Consider the following 21,021-nt stretch of genomic DNA (forward strand, 5'->3'; position numbering starts at 1 on the left):
CTGCCCAAGCCGCAGGTCTAGAGGACAAAAGGGCAGCCGGGGGTCCGTCGGGCAGTCGATCCTGTGCCCGCGAGTCAGCCCCGGGAGATCTCGATCCGTGTTACCTGTCGATAAGGCTTGTCCGGTGACACCAGGATCGAACCGAAGCCCGGCGTGTTGAGCGCATTCGGAAACGCTTGTGCCTCCAGGCAGATGCCGGCGAAATTCCCGTGTTCCACCCCCGGCCAGGGCGAGGCATACGGTTCGAGGAAGCCGCAGGTGTAGACCTGCAGCCCCGGTTGATCCGTCCAGAGCCGCAGGCGCATCCCGTCCGGCGACAGCAGTTCCGCAGCCGGTCCCTCGGTTTCATCCAGCGCAAAGTTCAGGTCATAGCCCTCGCCGTCAGGATCGGCTGTGTCGATCCGTCTTGGCTCTCGATAGTCAAACCGGGTGCCATCGACGGCGGGTTGCTCTCCGGTGGGGATCAGGTCGGGACCGGTCGGGGTATAGGTCGAGGCCGCAAGCCGCAGGGTATGGTCGCGCACCGTCCCCGAGCCCATCAGGTTGAAATAGAGATGCTGGGCCAGGTTCACCGGGGTAACCCGGTCGGGCACCGCCGTCATCTCCCAGGTCAGGGTTGCCCCCTCCAGCGAAAGGCGGACCTCGAAATCGACGGCGCCGGGATAGCCCTGGTCAAGGTGCGGCGAATGCAGGCTCAGGCGCACCGCGCGCGGGCCTTCCGGCTCCATCTGCCAGTTCCGCTTGCCCAGGCCCATCGGCCCGCCGTGCAGATGATGCGGACCATTGCCAAGGTCCAGCTGCCACGTCTCGCCATCGAGGGCAAAGCGCCCCTCTGCCGTGCGGTTCGCGACCCGGCCCACGACCATACCCATCGACGTGGGGTTTTCGCGGTAAGCCTCGGGATCGTCATAGCCCAAGACAACGCGGCGCCCGGCCACCTGCCAGTCCTGCACCGCGCAGCCCATCGAAAGCACCGTGACCTGCGTGTCGCCATCGCTGAGCACATGGCTGGAAATCGGATCTGTCATCTGTGTCCTCCCCGTCGCGGGGAAGCTAGCAGCGTGGCGGAGGAGTTCCCAGCCCGGTCAATCCTCGTCGGTGATGTCCGCGTGCAGGTGCCGCTCGCCGCGCGCCCTTGCTAGGGCAATCTGTTTCTGTCGCTCGCGGAACCGGGCCTTGTCCTCGTCCGAAGTCTCGTCGATGCAGAGATGACAAGAGACGCCGTGTTCATATTCGGGGCGCGCGCGGTCGGCGGGCAAAATCGGGCGGCGGCAGGCATGGCACAGGTCATGCGGACCCTCGCGCAGCCCGTGTTCGACCGACACCCGCCCGTCGAAGACGAAACAGGCGCCGCGCCATGTGCTGTCCTCCTCCGGGACCTCCTCAAGGTATTTCAGGATCCCGCCCTTGAGGTGATAGACGTCCTCGATGCCCTGGCTCAGTAGATAGTTCGTGGATTTCTCGCAGCGGATGCCGCCGGTGCAGAACATGGCGATCCGCTTGTTGTGAAAGCGATCCTTGTTGGCTTCCCACCAGGCGGGAAAGTCGCGAAAGCTGTCGGTTTGCGGGTCCACGGCGCCCTCGAAGGTGCCGATGGCCACCTCGTAATCGTTGCGCGTGTCGATCACGGCCACATCCGGCGACCGGATCAGCTCGTTCCACTCGGCAGGTTCGACATAGTGGCCGACACGCGCGCGGGGATCGACGTCGGGCTGACCCATCGTGACGATCTCTTTCTTCAGCCGCACCTTCATGCGGGCAAAGGGACGCTCGGCGGCTTTGGACAGCTTCCATTCTAGGTCGGCGCAGCCGGGCAAGGCGCGGATATGCGCCAGCACCGCTTCGATCCCCGCCTCGGGTCCGGCGATGGTGCCGTTGATCCCCTCGTGGGCCAGCAGCAGCGTGCCGGTGATCCTTTGCGCGCGGCAGATGTCCATCAACGGATCACGCAGCGCGGCAGGATCGTCGAAGCGGGTGAAGTGATAGAGGGCGCAGACAGTGAACATGGGATTTCGATACGCAGGCGGCGAAGGGGCGTCCAGCGGCTATTCTGCCGCAATGGCGAGGCCGTGCACAACAGCGGTGAAAACTTCGCTGGCGACAGGCCGTGCATTCGGCAGAGCGCGTGCCATGGCGTGACGGACGGCGCGCAGCAGGCTGGAGCCGCCGACATAGACCACCTGGTCGACCTTGTCCGGCGCGCAACCCGCCATGCGCAGGGTGTCGAGGGCACAGTTGGCGATCTCTTCGCCGTAGCCGGTCAGGGCGGCAGTCAGTGCCTCGGTCTTCAGCGTTACGGAAAGCCCGCGTTCGACCACACCCAGTGCGATTTCGCCCGCCTCGGCGCCATTGGCCGCGATCTTTCCGGCCTCGACCGCATAGGCGATGTCATGGCCAAGGTGGGATTCCAGCACGTCGGCCAACCGTTCGAAACAGCGCGGTTCCGGCGCAAGGCGGATCCATTTCTGCACTTCGCGCAACTGCCCGGCATCGTAGACAAAGGGGATCTTTTCCCAGCTGGCGAGGTCATGGAACAGCGCGCGCGGCGCGGTATGGGTGGCGCTGCCCAGCTCGGCACCGATCTGGGCACCGTAGCCCAGCAGGGGCATGACGTGTCCAAGGCTGAGCGCCTTGTCGAAATCCGTCCCACCCAGCCGGATGCCGCCGCTGGCCAGAACGCGGGTCTGCCCGCCGCCGCGCTCGCAAAGCGTGAAATCCGAGGTGCCGCCGCCGATGTCGACGATCAGCATCCGCCCCGTGCCGTCCACCGCATGGGCCGCGGCCTCGGGTTCCGCCAGGAAATCGACGGACTTGAACCCGGCAAGGTGGTAGGCCTCGGTCAGGTCGGCCAGCGCCTGCGCGTCACGCTCGGTCGAGGCCGAGTGGAAGTGCACCGGGCGGCCGGACAGGGCCGTGTCGAAAGACATGCCGGTATGCGCCTCGGCGCGGTCGCGGATCTCGGACAGAAAGCGCGCGATGACCTCGATCAGGGTCAGGCGTTCGTTCAGCACGCGGCGGGGCTCGCGCGCCAGCGGCGTGCCCAGGATGCTTTTCAGCGCGCGCATGAACCGGCCTTCGGCGCCGTCCATCATCGCGCGGGCGGCGCGGCTGCCATAAAGGTATTTCCGTTCCGCGAAATCGACAAAGATCGCCGTGGGCAGCGTTTGTTCGCCGGGTTCCAGCGGGATCGCGTAGGGGCGCCCACCCGCCATGACGGCGGCCCCCGTGTTGGACGTGCCGAAATCCACGCCAAGCCGTGCCATGTCAGAATCTCCTGTCCGGAAGGGCGCCACGCCTAGCAGTGCCCGCGCGGCATGGCAATTCCCGAACGCGCTGCCTATGCTGCCCCAAGACGCAAACGGGAGATGGCCCATGCACGCCCTGATCGTGATCGACGTTCAGAACGATTTCTGCCCCGGCGGGGCATTGGCGGTAGAGCGCGGAGACGAGATCGTGCAGCCGATCAACGCGCTGATGGCCGAGTTCGACGCCGTGGTGCTGACGCAGGATTGGCACCCGGCCGGGCATTCTTCCTTTGCCTCGACTCATGAGGGCAAGGCGCCCTTTGACATGGTCGAGATGCCCTATGGACCGCAGGTCCTGTGGCCCGATCACTGCATCCAGGGGTCGCCCGGTGCAAATTTCCACACCGAGCTGGAGGTGGACCGCGCCGACCTGATCATCCGCAAGGGCTTTCGTCCCGCGATCGACAGCTATTCGGCCTTTTTCGAGAACGACCACAAGACCCCCACGGGGCTGGAGGGCTACCTGCGCACGCGGGGCATCGACAGGCTGACGATGGTCGGGCTGGCGACGGATTTCTGCGTGAATTTCTCTGCCGTGGATGCCGCGAAACTGGGATTTGCCGTGACCGTGCGGCAGGATCTGTGCCGGGGCATCGACCTTGATGGATCGCTGGCGGCGGCACTGGGCGGGATGAAAGAGGCGGGTGTCACGCTTGCGTGAGGCCGCCGCATCGGATTTACCCTGAGCGCTGACGCGACGGAGGACGGGCATGGTCGACATCGCCACACGGGTCTGGAATCACAAGTGGAAGATCGATCCGATCGTCCGCTCCCTGATCGATACGGATTTCTACAAACTGCTGATGTGCCAGTCGGTGTTCCGCAACAAGCGCGACACCCAGGTGACATTCTCGCTGATCAACCGGTCCACCCAGGTGCCGCTGGCGGAACTGATCGACGAGGGCGAACTGCGCGAACAGTTGGATCATATCCGGTCGCTCAGCCTGACACGGGGCGAAAGCACCTGGATGCGCGGCAACACCTTCTACGGCAAGCGCCAGATGTTCACGCCCGAGTTCATGGACTGGTTCGAAAACCTGCGCCTGCCGCCCTACCACCTGGAACGGGTGGGCGATCAGTACGAGCTGACCTTCGAAGGCAAATGGCCCGAGGTCATGCTGTGGGAAATTCCCGCGCTGGCGGTGCTGATGGAACTGCGCGGACGCGCCGTGCTGCACGACATGGGGCGGTTCGAGCTTCAGGTGCTATATGCGCGGGCGATGACAAAGCTGTGGCAGAAGGTCGAGCACCTGCGACAGGTGCCGGAACTGCGCATCGCCGATTTCGGCACCCGGCGGCGGCATTCCTTCCTCTGGCAGGACTGGTGCGTGCAGGCCATGCTGGAGGGGCTGGGGCCCAGTTTCGTGGGCACCTCCAATTGCCTGATCGCCAAGAACCGCGATCTGGAGGCAATCGGAACCAACGCGCATGAACTGCCGATGGTCTATGCCGCCCTGGCCGGAGACGACGCCGAATTGGCGCGGGCGCCCTACGACGTGCTGGCCGACTGGCACGAGGAGCACGAAGGGAACCTGCGGATCATCTTGCCGGACACCTACGGCACCGAGGGGTTCCTGAAACGCGCGCCCGACTGGCTGGCGGGCTGGACAGGCATCCGCATCGACAGCGGCGATCCGGTTGCGGGCGCCGAGGTGGCCATCGACTGGTGGAAAAGCCGGGGTGAGGATCCGCGCAGCAAGCTCATCATCTTCTCGGACGGGCTGGATGAGACCAAGATACTGGAACTCTACCGGCAATTCACCGGGCGGGTCCGCGTGTCCTTTGGCTGGGGCACCCTTTTGACCAATGATTTCCGTGGACTGGTCGAGGACGACCGGCTGTCGCCCTTCAGCCTGGTCTGCAAGGCGGTCAGCGCGGATGGCAGGCCGACGGTGAAACTGTCGGACAACCCCAACAAGGCGATGGGCCCGGCGAATGAAATCGCGCGCTACAAGCGGGTCTTTGGCGTGGGTGATCAGGAGGCGATGGAAGTCGTCGTCTGACGGGGACTGTTCACAGTCCGCCGGCCTGACTCAAGGCGCGCCGCATGTCGCCCTCGACCCGGAACAGGCGCCCCGACGAGATGTTCGAGAGTTCGGCAAGCTGCCCTGCGTCCGCATCCGCGAAGGCGACGACCTGGATCGGGACATTCCTAGTAAAGGCGGTCTGGTCGCGATAGGCCAGCAGCGAGATGCGGCTTTCCGTGTCGGATGGCCCGGCGGCCAGCACCACGATTCTTGGCCGATAACCGGTGATCGCATCGTCCACCACATAGGGGTTCATTGCCTCGAATGCCTCGTACACGGCGTAATACATGTCCATGCCGCCCGTGGCTTGCAGGTCGCCGAACTGGCGCAGGGCGGACTGGACAGCCTCCGCGTCCTCTCCTTCCATCACCATCGGATCAAGGATGTTGTGGTTGTAGGGAATGACGATATTCACGTCCTTTGGGCTGGGCTGCAGCAGCCCGGTCAACGCTTCTTTCAGGTCGGCGATGGGCTGGCCGCTCATGGCGTCGGAGACATCCAGCACCCAGACCGTCAACGAGGGTTTGCGCAGTTCCTTGTCGTAGAGCGCGAGCGCCTCGGTGATCACGGGCGCTTCGGGCCGCGGCATGGGCGTGAGGCTATGGGTAGGGTCGATGCCCCAGTCCGGGTTCCAGATCGAGGTATCCACGTTGTCAGGTGCCTCGGTCGGTGCTTCGGCCACCGACCCGGCGCGCCAGCCCAGCCCGGACAGAAGGATCCGCGCCTCTTGTGACCCCAGAAAGGTTTGAAGCTCTAGGAACTTGTCCTGCTTGTCCTCGTCGCCCTCGGTCAACAGGCCAAGCGGTGCCTCCAGCACCGGCTGGGCGCCGGGCAGGTAGAACACCTGCAGCGGCTCGACCCCCTTGGCCGCCAGTTGCCGGTTGGCAGTGATGACCTGCGCCTCGCTTGCAAACAGCGCGTCGAAGGCGTCGACATTCGCCACAAGCGTCTCTGTCAGTGGGCCCGACCCGCCGGAGGTTCGGCTCATCTGGTCCAGCAGCGCGCGCATGTCGTCGCGCAGGTTCTCATCGGCCAGGTGCTCTGCCGTCAACGCGTCTCCTGTGCCCGAGAGGGTGTGCCACATGCCCAGATAGGTCGCGACGCCCGTGCCGGACTGCGTGGCCGAGGGCATGGCCAGGCGGAACTTGCCCTCACCGGCCGCCTCCCGGATTTCTTGCAGGGTCAGGTCGTCTCGTCCGGTCCAACCCATCGCGCTTGCCGTCGAGTTTCGCAGGGCAAGCACGACCGGAGAATGATGGACGGCCGCGGCATGGCGGACGTCCGTCCCGTTCTTGCCAAGCGTCAGCCACAGCGAATCCGATGGCCAGACGGCATCGAATTCGCCGACCGCCCCGTCGGACAGGTCGCGCGCGATCTCGGCGGAATCGCGATAGGTGAAACTCAGTTCGGCATTGTTGTCCTCGGCCCAGTCCAGCAACGCGGGTTCAAGGGCGCGGTTCGCCGGATCGGACAGGACATGCAGCGCGATGCGCGGGGCAAAGGCGCCGAAATAGATCAGAAGGAGAAGGACCAGAAGCGCGTTCAGGGCGACGAATATGGCAAACAGAGTCCGCATGAATTGGATCCGTAAAAACTTTTGACGTCATCGTATCCTGCGGGGCGTGGAATGGAACCCGTTTGTGCCTTTTCTAAGCAGGGGCGCGGCGCTATGCACGGGGGGCTTTTGGAGGTGAGAATGACAGCGATCAAGCCGCAGCCCGGGATCATGGACATCGCGCTATACGTGGGTGGCAAATCCCACGTCGAAGGCGTGACCAACGTGGTCAAGCTCAGCTCGAACGAGAACCCGTTCGGGCCAAGCCCTGCCGCGCAGGAGGCCGTCAAGCGGTCCGTGCATGAGCTGCATCGCTATCCGTCCACCGACCACCGCAGCCTGCGCGAGGCGATCGGCGAGATGCACGATGTCGACCCCGATCGGTTGATCTGCGGCGTGGGAAGCGACGAGATCATCACCTTTCTCTGTCAGGCCTATTCCGGCCCGGGTACCGAGGTTATCTATACCGAACACGGCTTTGCCATGTACCGCATCAGCGCGCTGGCGGCGGGAGCGACCCCGGTCGAGGTAAAGGAATGTGAACGGGTGACGGATGTGGACGCGATCCTTGCCGGCTGCACCGACAAGACGCGGCTGGTCTTCATTGCCAACCCCAACAACCCGACCGGCACGATGATCGGCATGGCCGAGATCGAACGCCTGGCCGAAGGTCTGCCAGAGGAATGTCTACTCGTGCTGGATGGTGCCTACGCGGAATATGTCGACGGGTACGATGGCGGCGCCAAGCTGGTGGAGCACCGCGACAACGTGGTGATGACACGGACCTTTTCGAAACTCTACGGGCTGGGTGGGCTGCGCGTCGGTTGGGGGTATGGCCCTCGAGAGGTCATCGACGTCCTGAACCGCGTTCGCGGGCCGTTCAACCTGTCCGGCACCGCACTGGCGGCGGCAGAGTCGGCCGTGCGCGACACCGCCTATGTCGAGAAATGCAGGTCCGAGAACACCCGCCTGCGCACATGGCTGGCAGAGGCGCTGGCCGAACACGGCGTGCCCAGCGACACCTCGACCGCCAATTTCGTGCTGGCGCGCTTTGCCGATCAGGCCGAGGCCGAGGCCTGCGATCTGTACCTGCAAAGCCAGGGGCTGATCGTGCGGCGCGTGGGCGGCTACAACCTGCCCAACTGCCTGCGGATCACCGTGGGGGACGAGCCCTCGTGCCGGCAGGTGGCGCATAACATCGGGCTGTTCAAGGCAGGTGCGCGATGACGGTGATCTATGAACGCGTGGCACTGATCGGCCTGGGGCTGATCGCCTCGTCGATGCATTGGGCCATGAAACGCGGCGGCGTGGCGTCGCATGTGACCGGATATGCCCGATCGGCGGAAACGAGAGAGACCGCGCGCCGCATCGGACTGTGCGACGAGGTCTGCGACAACCTCGTCGATGCGGTCCGGGATGCGGATCTGGTGGTGCTGGCAACCCCGGTCGGTGTCATGGGCCGCGTGACCGAAGAGATCGCCCCGCACCTGAAACCGGGCGCCACGGTGATCGACGTGGGCTCGGTCAAGCGTACGGTGATCGATGAAGTCGGCCCGTATATCCCCGAGGGCGTGCATTTCGTGCCCTGTCACCCGATGGCCGGAACCGAACATTCCGGGCCGGAGGCCGGGTTTTCAACGCTGTTCGACAACCGCTGGTGCCTGATCGTTCCGGTCGAGGACAGTGATACAGCTGAAGTCGAGCGGATGCAGAGCTATTGGCAGGCGCTGGGGGCCAACACCGAGCTGATGGACGCCGAGCACCACGATCTCGTCTGCGCCGTGGTCAGCCATATTCCGCACCTGATCGCCTACACGATGGTGGGTGTGGCCGACGACCTGCGCCGCGTATCGGACCAAGAGGTCATCAAGTTCTCGGCCGCCGGTTTCCGCGATTTCACCCGGATTGCCGCCAGCGATCCGACGATGTGGCGCGACGTTTTCCTGACCAACAAGGACGCCACGATCGAGATCCTGGGCCGCTTTACCGAGGAGTTGATGGCCCTGCAGCGGGCCATCCGAACCGGTGACGGTGAGCAGCTTCACGCCTATTTCACCCACACGCGGGCCATCCGCCGTGGCATTCTGGAGGCCGGTCAGGATACTGATAAACCGGACTTTGGCCGCGTGAAGGTGGAACGGTGAAACGACTGACCCTCGGGCTTTGCTGTCTTGCGCTCCTTGGATCCTGCGGTGTGCGCGAACGTGTCGGCAACGGGCTGGACGGGGTGCGCGGCGCCTTGGGCAGTGCCTTTGCCAGCAGTGACGGGCGCGGTTTGTGCGGCGATCCCTCCCTACAGGGAGAGGTCGTGGGCGCGGTTCCGGGCAAGCTGAACGGCTGCGGTATCGAGGACGCGGTGCGCCTGCAATCGGTGGGCGACGTCCGGCTGAGCCAGCCGGCGCTGATCGATTGTCCCACGGCGCGGGCGCTGGAGGTCTGGGTGCGCGAAACCGCCAAGCCGGCGGTCGGGCGGCGCGGCGGTGGTCTGGCCGGATTGAAGGTGGCGGCGCATTATTCCTGCCGGACCCGCAACCACCAGCCCGGCGCGCCGATTTCCGAACATGGTCGCGGCAAGGCAATTGATATTTCGGCGGTCCTGCTCGAGGACGGGTCCGCGATCACGGTCGAGGATGACTGGGGCCGGGGCCGCAAGGGCAGGGCTTTGCGGAGGATGCACAAGGACGCTTGCGGGGTCTTCGGCACGGTCCTTGGCCCGGGATCGGACGGTTACCACGAGGACCATTTCCACTTTGACACCCGGCGGCACGGTAACGGCGCGTACTGCCGATAAATCCTTGCAGGGAATGGCAACGCCCTGTTGCCGGGGCGTTGCCTGATTTCGGTCAGTGGCGCGGCTCTTCCGGGGCCTCCGGGGCGGCGTCGTCCTGGGCAGGCTCTGCGGCCTCGGCGGTGATCGGTGTTGCCGGTCTGCCGCCCGTCAAGCCGTCGATGGTTCCATCCATCGTCATGCCCAGTTCCTCGCCCAGTTTTTTCAGCGCGGGCATCTGCACGGCCATGCCCATGATGGAATCGAGCGCCTGGTTGACCGGGGCCTTGCCATTGTCGGCGCCCGTACCGTCGCCGCCGCCGTTTGCGCCATTCAGGCCCGAGACCTGGTGGATGCGGATCGAGTCGATCTTTTCGGCCGGCTTGACGGCCTCGGCCAGCACCTTTGGCAGGGCTTCGATGCGGGCAAGGTCGACCTTCATCGCCACCAGCGCATCCGACAGCGCGTTCTCGGCGTCGTTCAAGGCGCGCGTGCCCTCGGCCTGGGCCAGCATGTCCAGCTTGCGGGCCTCGGCGGTGGTGGTGATCGCGTCGGCCTCGGCCTGCGCCTCTTCGCGGCGGGCCTCGGCGCGGTCGGCGGCCGCGTCCTTTTCCGCCTGGGCCGCAAGCCGGATGGCGGTGGCTTCGCGCTCGGCTTCGCGTGCGGCCTCGATCAGGGCGATCTGCTTGAGACGTTCGGCCTCGGCCACTTCCTTGGCGGTGGTCACCGCCTCCATCGCCTTGGTCGCCTCGGCGCGGGCAAGGTCGGCGCTGGCGCGGGCGCGGCTCTCTTCCTCGGATTTCTGCGCGATGATGATCTGGCGTTCCTGTTCGGCGACCTCCAGTTCGCGTTCCTTGGTGATCTCGGCCTCGCGGATCTTGCGTTCGCGGGCGATTTCCGAAGTGCGGACGGCTTCTTCACGCGCGATCCGAGAGCGTTCGGTTTCACGCTTGGAATCCTCGGTGCGGGCGGCGATCTCGGCTTCCTGTGCGGCCTTCATCGTTTCGATGCGCTGCATCTGTTCGATGCGGGCCTGTTCCTCGTCCTGTTCGATCGACAGCTTGTGGCGCGCGGCCTCCATCTCGGCCCGGCGGACGGCAACGTCGGCCTCGGCCTCGATGTTGGCGCGTTCCTTGCGCGAGGTCGAAATCACTTCGGCGAGGCGGCGCATCCCGACGGCGTTGAAGGCGTTGTTCTCGTCCAGGGCCTCGAACGGCGTCTGGTCCAGCGCGGTGAGCGAGACCGACTCCAGCGACAGCCCGTTCTTGGTCAGATCCTCGGAGACGGTGTTCTGCACCTCCTGCACGAAATCGGCGCGGTTTTCATGCAGGCTGTCCATCGTCATCTGTGCGGCCACGGCACGCAGGGCGTCGATGAGCTTGCCCTCGATCATTTCGCGCAACTGGCTGATGTCGAAGGTGCGGTCGCCCAGCGTCTGGGCGGCGCGGGCGATGCCCTCTTCGGTGGGCATGACAGAGACGTAGAATTCCACGCCCACGTCGACGCGCATCCGGTCCTGGGTGATCAGCGCGGCCTCGCCGTTGCGCTGCACCTCCAGCCTCAGGGTCTTCATGTTGACGGGGCTGACCTCGTGGAACAGCGGGATGACGATGACACCGCCGTCCATGATGACCTTCTTGCCGCCGGCGCCGGTCTTGACCAGGCTGACCTCGCGCGTGGCGCGGCGGTAGAGGCGCGCCAGCACCAGCATGATCAATACGATGAAGGCCAGCGCGGCCACGACGATAATGGCAATGGGTAGTATGTTGTCCATTTTTGTCCCCTGAAGGTTGGAAATAAATCAGGAAAGTGCGACCAGCAGGTAGCCTTTCTCATAGCGGTGGCGCAGCACCATGACCTCTGTCCCCTGCGGTATCGTCGCGTCGTCGCGCAGCGGCTCGGCGCGCAGGTAGTGGAAATTGCCGTAACGGTCGGTGACCTTGACCTCTGCCGGGCGGCCCCGGGCGGCGGTGCCCTGGGTCACGATGCCGGTGCGCCGGCCAAGGTGGCGTTCGGACAGGGCCTCTGTCTCCATCTTGGGCAGAAGGCGGGCAAAGAGCGCGCCGAACTGGCGGGCAAACCAGATCGCCGCCGCACCGGCAGGCAGGGCCACCAGCCACGATGGGAGAGGACCGCCAAAAAGGCTGTTTGCCAGGGTCTGGATCACGAGACCCGTCAATCCGAAGGCCAGCAGGATGGCCGCCAGCCAGATCAGCGCAGGCATCTTGCCAAAGCCCAGCCAGGCGGCAACGCTGCCCGCGCCGTCGGGGGCGCCATCGGGCATCTCGACGTCGAGGTCGGGTGTGTCGAGGTCCGGCTCTGCCAGTTCCAGGTCGGCGATGTCGATGTCGGTGCCGTCGAGGCCCAAGTCTATGTCCAGATCACCCAGATCGGGCATGTCGACATCAAGGTCCGGCCCGTCGACGTCAAGCCCGTCTGCGCCGGCCCCCAGCAATGTGCCGCCCAACAAGCCAAAGAGCACTTCAAGCGCCAGAAGGCCGAAGAGCAATGAAAGGGCGAGGGTGAACGGGAACATCCCGTCCGACAGAAGAAGATCGAACATGCCTAATCCGAAAATTTGTATACTACGGTATACTTAGCATATGGGGCCTCACGAACCCGTTACAAGTATGTGCACAATAAATCAGCATCGCTGCAACAGGCTGATGACAGCAATCGAAAATAGCGCCACTCGGCGCAAGTCTGGAAAGCCAGACCTGTCGTAAACCTGTCACCTTGCCCGTGATCGTGGCCGGTCTGAGGGGATGCGCAGCGGAACCCCCTTGTGGCTCGGCGTCCCGCAGGACGATAGAAGGAGCCGCCCAAGTACCCGACATGGAGAATTTCCGTCCCGTCGCAATTGTTCCCCGGCCAATCTCGATTCGAGTGGGGCAAGCCTGGTGGGATGGGCGGAATGTGGCGAAATTTGCACGAGTTCGGGAAACAACGCCGTAATCACGGGCGGATTGTCACGTTTTTTGGGGGCTCTTTGCGGAAAATGGGCAGAATGAGTTGCTCGCCGCCCCGGTTTTGCCCATTTTCAATCTTGTCGGTGGGGGCCGACGACCTGGAGCGAAACGACGTGACGATGACGTTTTTTGTCTTTTGCCTGATGGGCCTTGTGGCCTTGGCACTGCAGTCCCGCCCGGCGCGGGAACCCGCACTGCAGGCCGGTTGGGCAATGGTCAAACGGCCCCCGACCGGCACGAGGCTTTAGGTCCGACAAGAATTCTCTCTCTCTCTCTCTCTCCGATAACCCCGTTCAGCAGCCGCTGGACGGGGCTTCTCCTTGACGGGCTTGATGCGGGCAAGAGCCGTTCAGCCCTCTCCGCCGCCGATCAAGGCGTCCAGCACCGCGCGTGCCTCGTCAGAGGCCCAGTCCGCATCTCCGGTCAGTCGCGCGATCTCTTGCCCGTCCGGGTTCAGGATCACTGTGACCGGCAGGCCCAGCACCCCCATCTGGCGCGCCAGCATGGAACGCGGATCACGATGCAGCGGCAGGTTGTCGACCCCGATCTCGTCAAAGAACGCCTTCATCTTGGCGGGGGGATTGCGCGAGGTGGCGATGGTCACGACCTCGAAAGTCTCGCCGCCAAGGTCCTCTTGCAGGGCCGAGAGCATGGGCATTTCCTTGCGGCAGGGCGCACACCAAGTCGCCCAGAAGTTCACCAGGACCCATTTTCCCTTCCAGTCGGACAGGTTCAGCGGCTGTTCGTCGAAGGTCATGAAGTCAACATCGCCCGAGTCCTTGGGCGCGGAATGGAACACCAGCTTGCGCATGTCGCCCCCTGCCGCCGCCTTGGCGGCCTCGACATCGGCAAAGCCCGGATTTGCAAGCATCAGTGCAGCGGTATACAGAGCCGCAAGCGTGAGACGTATCATAAGACCTCCGAAGGACAGTGCATGTCTGACAAGACCTCAAACCAGATGTGGGGCGGCCGCTTTGCCGCCGGGCCCGACGCCATCATGGAAGCAATTAACGCCTCCATCGGCTTCGACAAGCGGCTGGCGGCGCAGGACATCGCCGGTTCGCGAGCCCATGCCGCCATGCTTGCGGCCCAGGGCATCATCACTGATAGCGATGCAAAGGCGATCCGGGAAGGTTTGCTCACGGTCTTGTCAGAGATCGAAAGCGGCGATTTCACCTTTTCCACCGCGCTGGAAGACATTCACATGAATGTCGAGGCACGTCTGAAAGAGGTGATCGGCGAACCGGCCGGGCGTTTGCACACGGGCCGAAGCCGGAATGACCAGGTGGCGACGGATTTTCGTCTTTGGGTGCGCGATCAGCTGGACGCCGCGGAAACCGGGCTGTTGGCCCTGATCCAGGCGCTGTTGGGGCAGGCGGAACAGGGCGCGGAATGGGTCATGCCCGGGTTTACCCACCTGCAGACGGCGCAACCCGTGACCTGGGGTCACCACATGATGGCCTATGTCGAGATGTTCGGGCGCGATCTGTCCCGCGTGCGCGACGCCCGCGCCCGGATGAACGAATCGCCCCTGGGCGCCGCGGCGCTGGCTGGCACCGGTTTCCCGATCGACCGGCACATGACGGCCGAGGCGCTGGGGTTCGACCGGCCGATGGGCAACTCTCTGGATGCGGTTTCGGCGCGGGATTTCGCGCTGGAGTTCCTCTCGGTGGCGTCGATCAGCGCCATGCACCTCAGCCGCTTTGCCGAAGAACTGGTGATCTGGTCCTCTGCCCAGTTCCGTTTCGTTACCTTGTCGGACCGGTTCAGCACCGGGTCCAGCATCATGCCGCAGAAAAAGAACCCGGATGCGGCCGAACTGATCCGCGCCAAGATCGGGCGGATCTTTGGCGCCAATGTCGCGCTGATGATGGTGATGAAGGGCCTGCCCTTGGCCTATTCCAAGGACATGCAGGAAGACAAGGAACAGGTCTTCGACGCCGCCGACAACTGGATGCTGGCGCTGGCCGCGATGGAGGGCATGGTCCGCGACATGAGCGCCAACACCTCCGCGCTGGAAGCGGCGGCGGCGCATGGCTTCTCGACCGCGACCGACCTGGCCGATTGGCTGGTGCGCGAAACCGGCCTGCCGTTCCGCGATGCGCACCATGTCACCGGCAGCCTCGTGGCCAAGGCCGAGTCCAAGGGATGCGACCTGCCCGACCTGTCATTGGAAGAAATGCAGGACGTGCATGGGAATATCGACGCTTCGGTCTATGATGTTCTTGGCGTGCACAATTCTGTCCGGTCCCGGATGAGCTATGGGGGAACGGCCCCTCAACGCGTGCGCGAACAGATCGCGGCTTGGAAGGAGCGTTTGGCATGAGAGTTCTGGCATTCCTCGGGCTCGTGGCCCTGGCCGCCTGTGGTGCAGATGGTGAACCGGAAACGCCCGAGGGCAAGACCCCGGCCATTGGCGTCTCGATCACTGGCAAGGCCGAGGTCGGGATCAGAGGCTGATGCTGCGGTGGCTCTGGCTGGCGCTGGCGCTCTGGGGCGCGGTGCATCCGATGTACTACTTCCTGTCTTTCCTGGCGGCGAACGGCTGGCATCTGCAGGTCATGATCGACGCCTGGTTCGTCAACGACAGCACGCGCGGGCTGACCTGGGACCTGACCATCACCGCCGTGGTCCTGACGATCTGGGTGCTGGCCGAGGTCTCGGTCCGACGCAACTGGGCTGCACTTCTGGCGATCCCGGCGACCTTCTGCATCGGTGTCAGCTGCGGCTTGCCGCTTTACCTGTATTTCCGCTCGAAGCCGGTTTGAGGGTCGGCGGGGAAAACCCCGCCAGACACCCTCAGGTCTTGAGCCAGGCGGCAAAAGCCTCCTTGTGGTCGGGGTGCCAGCGCGATAGCGGCGCACGATTTTCAGTGATGTCCTGCGCTGCCCAAAGGATCCGCTTGACGTCCGTCGCGCGATCCACGTCGTTGTCGGGGCAAAGAATGTAGAAATCCTCGCGCTCCAGCGCCTCCAGCAGGAACCCGACCACCTGCTCCGGGGTCCACGCGTCATCCGGCTTTTCCGTCCGGCCGCGCGCGGTCAGGGGTGTGTAAACGAATCCGGGGATGAACAGCCGCGCCTCGGTCTGGCAGCCCTCCATGTTGCGCAGTTCGTGTTGCAGTGCCTCGGTGAATGTCTTCACCCCGGACTTGGACACGTTGTAGGCCGGATCGCCCGGCGGTGTGGTGATCCCCTGTTTCGACCCGGTGTTCACGATCAGGCCGGAATTGCCCGATGCGGCCATGTCCGGCGCGAAAACCTGGCTGGACCGGATGATGCCCCAGAGATTCACGCCGAGGATCTGCTCCCAATTGCCTTCCGTATCGAAGATCGAACTGCCCGGCTGGATGCCGGCGTTGTTCATCAGGAAATCGACGGGCCCAAGCATTTCTTCGACCTTGGCCTTGAGCCGGCGCAGCTGGATGATGTCGGACACATCCGTTTCCATGCCAAGCGCGGCGCCGGTCTCGGTCACGGCGTTTTCCAGCGACTCGCCGCGCAGGTCGGCGATGCAGACGCGCATGTCCATTTCGACCAGTCGCTGTGCCATTTCGCGCCCGATGCCAGAGGCGCCGCCGGTGATCACCGCCACGTTGCCCGGTTTGATGGTCTGATGCATGGTCTCGCTCCCTCTGACATATAGTCGGCAAATTAGAGTGCCCTACGGGGGATGTGCAATCGCGGAAGGGGGCGCTGCCCCCGTCTCCCTTTGGTCGACCCCCCCGGAGTATTTTGCAGAGAAGAAGCCGGGAGCACCGCCAGATGGCTCGGTCCGGCATGAAGAGAGGGCTGGCCCCGTTGCCCGCTCTCGGCTAAAGCGCGGACATGGATCATTTTCTGTACCGCGACGGGCAGCTCTATGCCGAGGACGTTCCGGTGGCCGAGATCGCGGCCGCCGTGGGCGCGCCGTTCTATCTCTATTCCAGCGCGACGCTGGTCCGCCACTTCCGGCTTTTCGACGAGGCGCTGGACTGGGGGCCGCATCTTGTCTGCTACGCGATGAAGGCCGCCTCGAACCAGGCGATCCTGAAGACGCTGGCTGCCGAGGGCGCGGGTATGGATGTGGTCTCGGGCGGGGAATACGCGCGTGCCAAGGCCGCGGGTGTCCCGGGCGAGCGGATCGTCTTTTCCGGCGTGGGCAAGACGGGGGCAGAGATCCGCGCGGCGCTGGAGGGCGGCATCCGCCAATTCAACGTCGAGAGCGAGCCCGAGATGCGGGTGATTTCCGAGGTGGCGGCCTCGATGGGGGTCGAGGCGCCGATCACGCTGCGGGTCAACCCGGACGTGGACGCCAAGACCCACGCCAAGATCGCCACCGGCAAGTCGGAGAACAAGTTCGGCATCCCGATCGCCCGCGCGCGGGAGGTCTACGCCGAGGCGGCCCGCCTGCCGGGGCTGAAGGTCGTCGGCATCGACGTGCATATCGGCAGCCAGCTGACCCAGCTGGAGCCCTTCGAGCAGGCCTATACCAAGGTCGCCGAACTGACCGAGGCGCTGCGCGCAGACGGGCATGACATCACCCGCCTGGACTTGGGCGGCGGTCTGGGTATCCCCTATGCCCGTTCGAACGAGGCGCCGCCGCTGCCGACCGACTACGGCGCGCTGATCCAGCGTACCGTGGGCCACTTGGGCTGCGAGATCGAGATCGAGCCGGGCCGCCTGATCATCGGCAACGCGGGGCTGCTGGTCAGCGGGGTCATCTACGTCAAGCATGGCGAGGGGCGGGACTTCCTGATTCTCGATGCGGCGATGAATGACCTCATCCGCCCGGCCATGTACGAGGCGCACCACGAAATCGTGCCTGTAAAAGAGGCAGCGCCGGGGGCCGAGCTGTCGCCCTATGACATCGTCGGACCGGTCTGCGAGACCGGAGACACCTTTGCCAAGGGCCGCCTGATGCCGCCCGTAGCGGCGGGCGATCTGGTCGCTTTCCGTTCGGCCGGGGCATATGGCGCCGCGATGGCCAGCGAATACAACACCCGGCCATTGGTGCCCGAGGTGCTGGTGCACGGCGATCAATTCGCAGTTATCCGCCCAAGGCCGACCTTTGACGACATCATAAATCGCGATACCATCCCCGAGTGGCTGTGAGGACTTCTCCTCGCAGTCTGACCCTGCGAGGAGCGCCATGGCCCCGAACCGGACCGACATCCCCGAGATCTTCCGCACCCTGCGTTGGCCGCTGGTCCTGACCCGACTTGGCATGGTGGCCGAACGGCTGGCGCGGTCCTTCTGGCCGCTCTGGTCGATTGCGGTCTTTGCGCTCGCGCTTTTGATGCTGGGCGTGCAGGACGAGGTTGCGGTGGAATGGGTCTGGGGCGCGGCCGTTCTGCTTGGGAGCGGTGCGATCTGGGCGGCCTGGTACGGCGTGCGGCATTTCCGCTGGCCCTCTCGTGGTGCTGCGATGCTGCGGCTGGACGGCACGCTGAAAGGCAATCCGATCCAGGCGGCGCTGGACACCCAGGCCATCGGGGGAGGCGATGCCTCTTCCACCGCGGTCTGGCGGGCACACCAGAAACGCATGCGCGACCGGCTGGCCGAGGCGCGGGCGGTCGAGCCGGACCTGCGCGTATCGCGGAACGATCCGCTGGCCCTGCGCTATGTCGCGCTGCTGGCGCTGTCGGTGGCCATCCTGTTCGGGTCGCTGGTGCGGGTGCAATCCGTGACGGGAATGGGCGCCGGCGGGCCCGATCTGGCACAGGGTCCGGCCTGGGAGGGCTGGATGCAGCCGCCCGCCTACACGCGCCTGCCCTCGGTCTACCTGAATGACATCACCGCGCCGGAAATCGACGTGCCGGAAGGCGCCGAGATCACCCTGCGCATGTATGGCGAAGTTGGCGCGCTGAGCGTGCGTGAGAGCATCTCGGGCCGCGACCTGAGCCCGGAAGAGGCGCAGGACACGGCGCAGGACTTTGCGGTTCTGAAATCCGGTGAACTGGCGGTGGACGGGCCCGGCGGACGCGTCTGGCAGATCGCCATGATCCCGGACGCGGCGCCCGCCGTGAAACGAGATGGCGAGATCGAGGTCAGCTACGAGGGCGAGGCGCAGATCCCCTTTACCGCCAGTGACGACCACGGGGTTGTCATGGGCACGGCGCGGTTCACGCTGGACCTGGCCCAAGTGGATCGCCGCTATGGCCGTGCGATCGAGCCCGAGCCGCGCGACACCATCGAGGTGCCGCTGCCGATGCCGGTAGCGGGTGACCGGTCCGAGTTCACCGAGGTGCTCGTGGGCAATTTCTCTCTGCATCCCTGGGCGAACCTGCCGGTCAAGCTGTCGCTGGAGGTCCAGGACGGGCGTGGCCAGAGCGGCCTGTCGGAACCGCAGTCGATGATCATGCCCGGTCGGCGCTTTTTCGATCCTGTCGCCGCGGCGCTGATCGAACAGCGGCAGGCGTTGCTGTGGAACCGTGAGAACGCGGCCAATATTGCGATGATCTTCAAGACGATCCTGAACGAGCCGGACGACCTGTTCCGCAAGGATGTCGAGTACATGCGCCTGCGGGCATTGACCAAGCGGCTGGAGACGCTGGCGAAATACGGTGCCATCACCGACGAGAAACAGGACGAGCTGGCGCAGAAAATGTGGGACCTGGCGCTGGAAATGGAAGAAGGCGACCTGGAGGATGCGCGTCAGCGCATGGAGCGCGCACGCGAACGCCTGGAAGAGGCGATGAAGAACGGCGCCACCGACCAGGAAATCGCCGAGCTGATGCAGGAGTTGCGTGAGGCGACACGGGACTACATGCGCCAGTTGGGCCAGCAGCAGGCGCAGCAAGATCCCGACGGCCAGCAGATGAACCCGCAGGACATGATCGAGATGTCGCAGGACGACATCCAGCGCATGATGGACCGCATTCAGGAACTGATGGAGCAGGGCCGGATGGCCGAGGCGGCCGAAGCCATGCGCCAGTTGCAGGAAATGCTGGACAACATGCAGATCACCCAGGGCCCCGGTGGCGGCGGGCAGTCGCCCGGCGAACAGGCGATGGAGGGGCTGGCCGACACGCTGCGTGAACAGCAGGAGTTGTCGGACGAGGCATTCCGCGATCTCAACAACGGACAGCGTGGCCAGGGCCAACGGCAACCGGGACAGGGACCGCAGGGTCAGGATCGCCAGCCCGGCCAGGGTCAGGCGGGACCCGAACCCGGACAAGGCCAGGGCGGAGACGACCCGGCCAGCGAACTGGCCGAGCGCCAGCGCGCCCTGCGGGACGAGCTCAACCGCCAGCGTCAGGCATTGCCGGGCCAGGGCACCGAGGCGGGCGAACGCGCCGCCGAAGCGCTAGAGCGGGCCGAGGGTGCAATGGACGGGGCCGAAGACGCCTTGCGCGACGGTGATCTTGGCCGCGCGATCGACCAGCAATCGCGCGCCCTGGAAGCGCTTCGTGAAGGCATGCGCAACCTTGGCGAGGCGCTTGCGCAGCAACAGCAGCAGCGCACCGGCGAACAGGGTTTCGCCGATGGCGGGGACCCGGGCGAGCAGCGCGATCCGCTTGGCCGCAACACCGGCAACACCGGTCGGGTCGGCACCGACGAGGGGCTGTTGCAGGGCAAGGACGTCTATCGCCGGGCAGAGGAACTGCTGGGCGAACTGCGCCGCCGTTCGGGTGAGCTGGACCGTCCCGAGGAAGAGCGCAACTATCTCGACCGGCTGCTGGAACGGTTCTGATCGCGCAATCCGATTGTGCGCTTGCGCGCGCAGTTTGTCTCGGGCCCGGCCTGTGGCCGGGCCCTCGGAACGCCTCCGGCGGGAGTATTTTCAAAGAGAAGAAGCCGGGGTCAGGTGTCGGGGTCGACCTTGCCGCGCAGGGATTTGACTTCGCCACGCTGTTTCTTGGCCGCAAGGCGGCGCTTTTTCGAGCCCAGCGTGGGTTTGGTGGGGATGCGGCGCTTGGGCTTTTGCGTGGCCCTCAGCACCAGTTCCGCCAGCCGCTCGCGGGCGATTTCGCGGTTGCGGGCCTGGCTGCGGGTTTCCTCGACCTGGATGACGACGGCGCCGTCCTTGGTCCAGCGGCGCCCGGCCAGCTTGCGCAGCCGTGTCTTGACCGCTTGCGGCAAGTTGGGGGAGCGCTCGACCTCGAACCTCAGCTCGACGGCGGTCGAGACCTTGTTGACGTTCTGGCCGCCCGGACCGGAGGCGCGGATGAATTGTTCGGTCAGTTCCCAGTCTTCGAGGCTGATTTGGTCGGTGATCCGCAGCATGGGGAAAGACCTAGTGCAAAATAAAAAGGGCCGCCAGATCAGCGGCCCTTCGAGAATACGGAGGCGGGGCCGGTTAGGCACTGCCAATTCGGGGGATCATCTCCCCAGGGGCTGCCCTAGAGCGCGCTCTCCCGAACTGTTCCGACACCTCTCTCCAATGCTTCTCTCGACACTGGATCACCTCCTTTCAG

19 protein-coding genes are annotated in these 21,021 nt (G+C 64.9%); 10 read left to right on the plus strand and 9 right to left on the minus strand.

Features of this window, described 5'->3' with window-relative positions; genetic code table 11:
• Positions 1-74: 74 nt before the first annotated feature.
• The 3 genes from RBB42_RS03165 to RBB42_RS03175 are packed head-to-tail and all read right to left on the minus strand — an operon-like array spanning position 75 to position 3,263.
• Positions 75-1,028: an aldose epimerase family protein gene (locus RBB42_RS03165; RefSeq protein WP_305969724.1), complete on the minus strand. Its 954-nt coding sequence runs from the start codon at positions 1,026-1,028 to the stop codon at positions 75-77.
• Positions 1,029-1,085: 57 nt separating this feature from the next.
• Positions 1,086-2,006 carry an oxygen-dependent tRNA uridine(34) hydroxylase TrhO gene (gene trhO / locus RBB42_RS03170; protein WP_305969725.1) on the minus strand — a complete coding sequence of 307 codons (921 nt, stop codon included), beginning with the start codon at positions 2,004-2,006 and terminating at the stop codon, positions 1,086-1,088.
• A 39-nt stretch (positions 2,007-2,045) separates the two neighbouring features.
• Complete coding sequence (locus RBB42_RS03175; RefSeq protein WP_305969726.1) at positions 2,046-3,263, minus strand: Hsp70 family protein; 1,218 nt, start codon at positions 3,261-3,263, stop codon at positions 2,046-2,048.
• 109 nt (positions 3,264-3,372) lie between these two features.
• Here RBB42_RS03175 and pncA point away from each other — a divergent pair, with 109 nt between their 5' ends.
• Positions 3,373-3,966 (plus strand): bifunctional nicotinamidase/pyrazinamidase, encoded by a 594-nt coding sequence (pncA, locus tag RBB42_RS03180; protein ID WP_305969727.1) that lies wholly within the window; start codon positions 3,373-3,375, stop codon positions 3,964-3,966.
• A gap of 49 nt (positions 3,967-4,015) precedes the next feature.
• Complete coding sequence (pncB, locus tag RBB42_RS03185) at positions 4,016-5,308, plus strand: nicotinate phosphoribosyltransferase (RefSeq protein ID WP_305969728.1); 1,293 nt, start codon at positions 4,016-4,018, stop codon at positions 5,306-5,308.
• 10 nt (positions 5,309-5,318) lie between these two features.
• Here pncB and RBB42_RS03190 read toward each other — a convergent pair whose 3' ends face one another.
• Positions 5,319-6,908, minus strand: coding sequence for a substrate-binding domain-containing protein (locus tag RBB42_RS03190; RefSeq protein ID WP_305969729.1), 1,590 nt, complete (start codon positions 6,906-6,908; stop codon positions 5,319-5,321).
• 120 nt (positions 6,909-7,028) lie between these two features.
• Between RBB42_RS03190 and hisC the strand changes: the two genes are divergently transcribed.
• From hisC to RBB42_RS03205, 3 genes are read left to right on the plus strand one after another with little or no spacing between them, the layout of a single operon-like run.
• Complete coding sequence (hisC, locus tag RBB42_RS03195) at positions 7,029-8,114, plus strand: histidinol-phosphate transaminase (protein WP_305969730.1); 1,086 nt, start codon at positions 7,029-7,031, stop codon at positions 8,112-8,114.
• Positions 8,111-9,031, plus strand: a complete 921-nt coding sequence (locus tag RBB42_RS03200; RefSeq protein WP_305969731.1) for a prephenate/arogenate dehydrogenase family protein — start codon at positions 8,111-8,113, stop codon at positions 9,029-9,031. The genes hisC and RBB42_RS03200 overlap by 4 nt, the downstream gene beginning before the upstream one ends.
• Entirely contained in the window at positions 9,028-9,678 is a 651-nt protein-coding gene (locus RBB42_RS03205) for an extensin-like domain-containing protein (RefSeq protein WP_305969732.1), read from the plus strand. The genes RBB42_RS03200 and RBB42_RS03205 overlap by 4 nt, the downstream gene beginning before the upstream one ends.
• Positions 9,679-9,730: 52 nt before the next feature.
• Here RBB42_RS03205 and RBB42_RS03210 read toward each other — a convergent pair whose 3' ends face one another.
• The 3 genes from RBB42_RS03210 to RBB42_RS03220 all read right to left on the minus strand — a co-directional run bounded on the left by RBB42_RS03210 (position 9,731) and on the right by RBB42_RS03220 (position 13,536).
• Positions 9,731-11,428, minus strand: a complete 1,698-nt coding sequence (locus tag RBB42_RS03210) for a flotillin family protein (RefSeq protein ID WP_305969733.1) — start codon at positions 11,426-11,428, stop codon at positions 9,731-9,733.
• 27 nt (positions 11,429-11,455) lie between these two features.
• Positions 11,456-12,217: an OB-fold-containig protein gene (locus RBB42_RS03215; RefSeq protein ID WP_305969734.1), complete on the minus strand. Its 762-nt coding sequence runs from the start codon at positions 12,215-12,217 to the stop codon at positions 11,456-11,458.
• 755 nt (positions 12,218-12,972) lie between these two features.
• Positions 12,973-13,536, minus strand: a complete 564-nt coding sequence (locus tag RBB42_RS03220) for a TlpA family protein disulfide reductase (protein ID WP_305969735.1) — start codon at positions 13,534-13,536, stop codon at positions 12,973-12,975.
• A gap of 21 nt (positions 13,537-13,557) precedes the next feature.
• Between RBB42_RS03220 and argH the strand changes: the two genes are divergently transcribed.
• The 3 genes from argH to RBB42_RS03235 are packed head-to-tail and all read left to right on the plus strand — an operon-like array spanning position 13,558 to position 15,391.
• Positions 13,558-14,949: an argininosuccinate lyase gene (gene argH / locus RBB42_RS03225; RefSeq protein WP_305969736.1), complete on the plus strand. Its 1,392-nt coding sequence runs from the start codon at positions 13,558-13,560 to the stop codon at positions 14,947-14,949.
• The gene (locus tag RBB42_RS03230) at positions 14,946-15,083 is read left to right on the plus strand and encodes an argininosuccinate lyase (RefSeq protein WP_305969737.1); all 138 of its coding nucleotides are present in this window, start codon (positions 14,946-14,948) and stop codon (positions 15,081-15,083) included. Before argH ends, RBB42_RS03230 begins: the two co-directional genes overlap by 4 nt.
• Entirely contained in the window at positions 15,083-15,391 is a 309-nt protein-coding gene (locus RBB42_RS03235) for a DUF2834 domain-containing protein (protein ID WP_305969738.1), read from the plus strand. Before RBB42_RS03230 ends, RBB42_RS03235 begins: the two co-directional genes overlap by 1 nt.
• 31 nt (positions 15,392-15,422) lie before the next feature.
• On the opposite strand, the gene RBB42_RS03240 is transcribed toward RBB42_RS03235, so the two are convergent.
• Entirely contained in the window at positions 15,423-16,244 is an 822-nt protein-coding gene (locus RBB42_RS03240) for an SDR family NAD(P)-dependent oxidoreductase (protein ID WP_305969739.1), read from the minus strand.
• A 206-nt stretch (positions 16,245-16,450) separates the two neighbouring features.
• Here RBB42_RS03240 and lysA point away from each other — a divergent pair, with 206 nt between their 5' ends.
• Both lysA and RBB42_RS03250 read left to right on the plus strand, forming a co-directional pair.
• Positions 16,451-17,716 (plus strand): diaminopimelate decarboxylase, encoded by a 1,266-nt coding sequence (gene lysA / locus RBB42_RS03245; protein ID WP_305969740.1) that lies wholly within the window; start codon positions 16,451-16,453, stop codon positions 17,714-17,716.
• 37 nt (positions 17,717-17,753) lie between these two features.
• Positions 17,754-20,297 (plus strand): DUF4175 domain-containing protein, encoded by a 2,544-nt coding sequence (locus tag RBB42_RS03250; RefSeq protein WP_305969741.1) that lies wholly within the window; start codon positions 17,754-17,756, stop codon positions 20,295-20,297.
• 110 nt (positions 20,298-20,407) lie between these two features.
• Here RBB42_RS03250 and arfB read toward each other — a convergent pair whose 3' ends face one another.
• Positions 20,408-20,830, minus strand: a complete 423-nt coding sequence (gene arfB, locus RBB42_RS03255; RefSeq protein ID WP_305969742.1) for an alternative ribosome rescue aminoacyl-tRNA hydrolase ArfB — start codon at positions 20,828-20,830, stop codon at positions 20,408-20,410.
• Between the last annotated feature and the right edge of the window lie 191 nt (positions 20,831-21,021).

Origin of the sequence: Mameliella sp. MMSF_3455 (assembly GCF_030733205.1) — a bacterium.
Lineage (GTDB): Bacteria > Pseudomonadota > Alphaproteobacteria > Rhodobacterales > Rhodobacteraceae > Antarctobacter.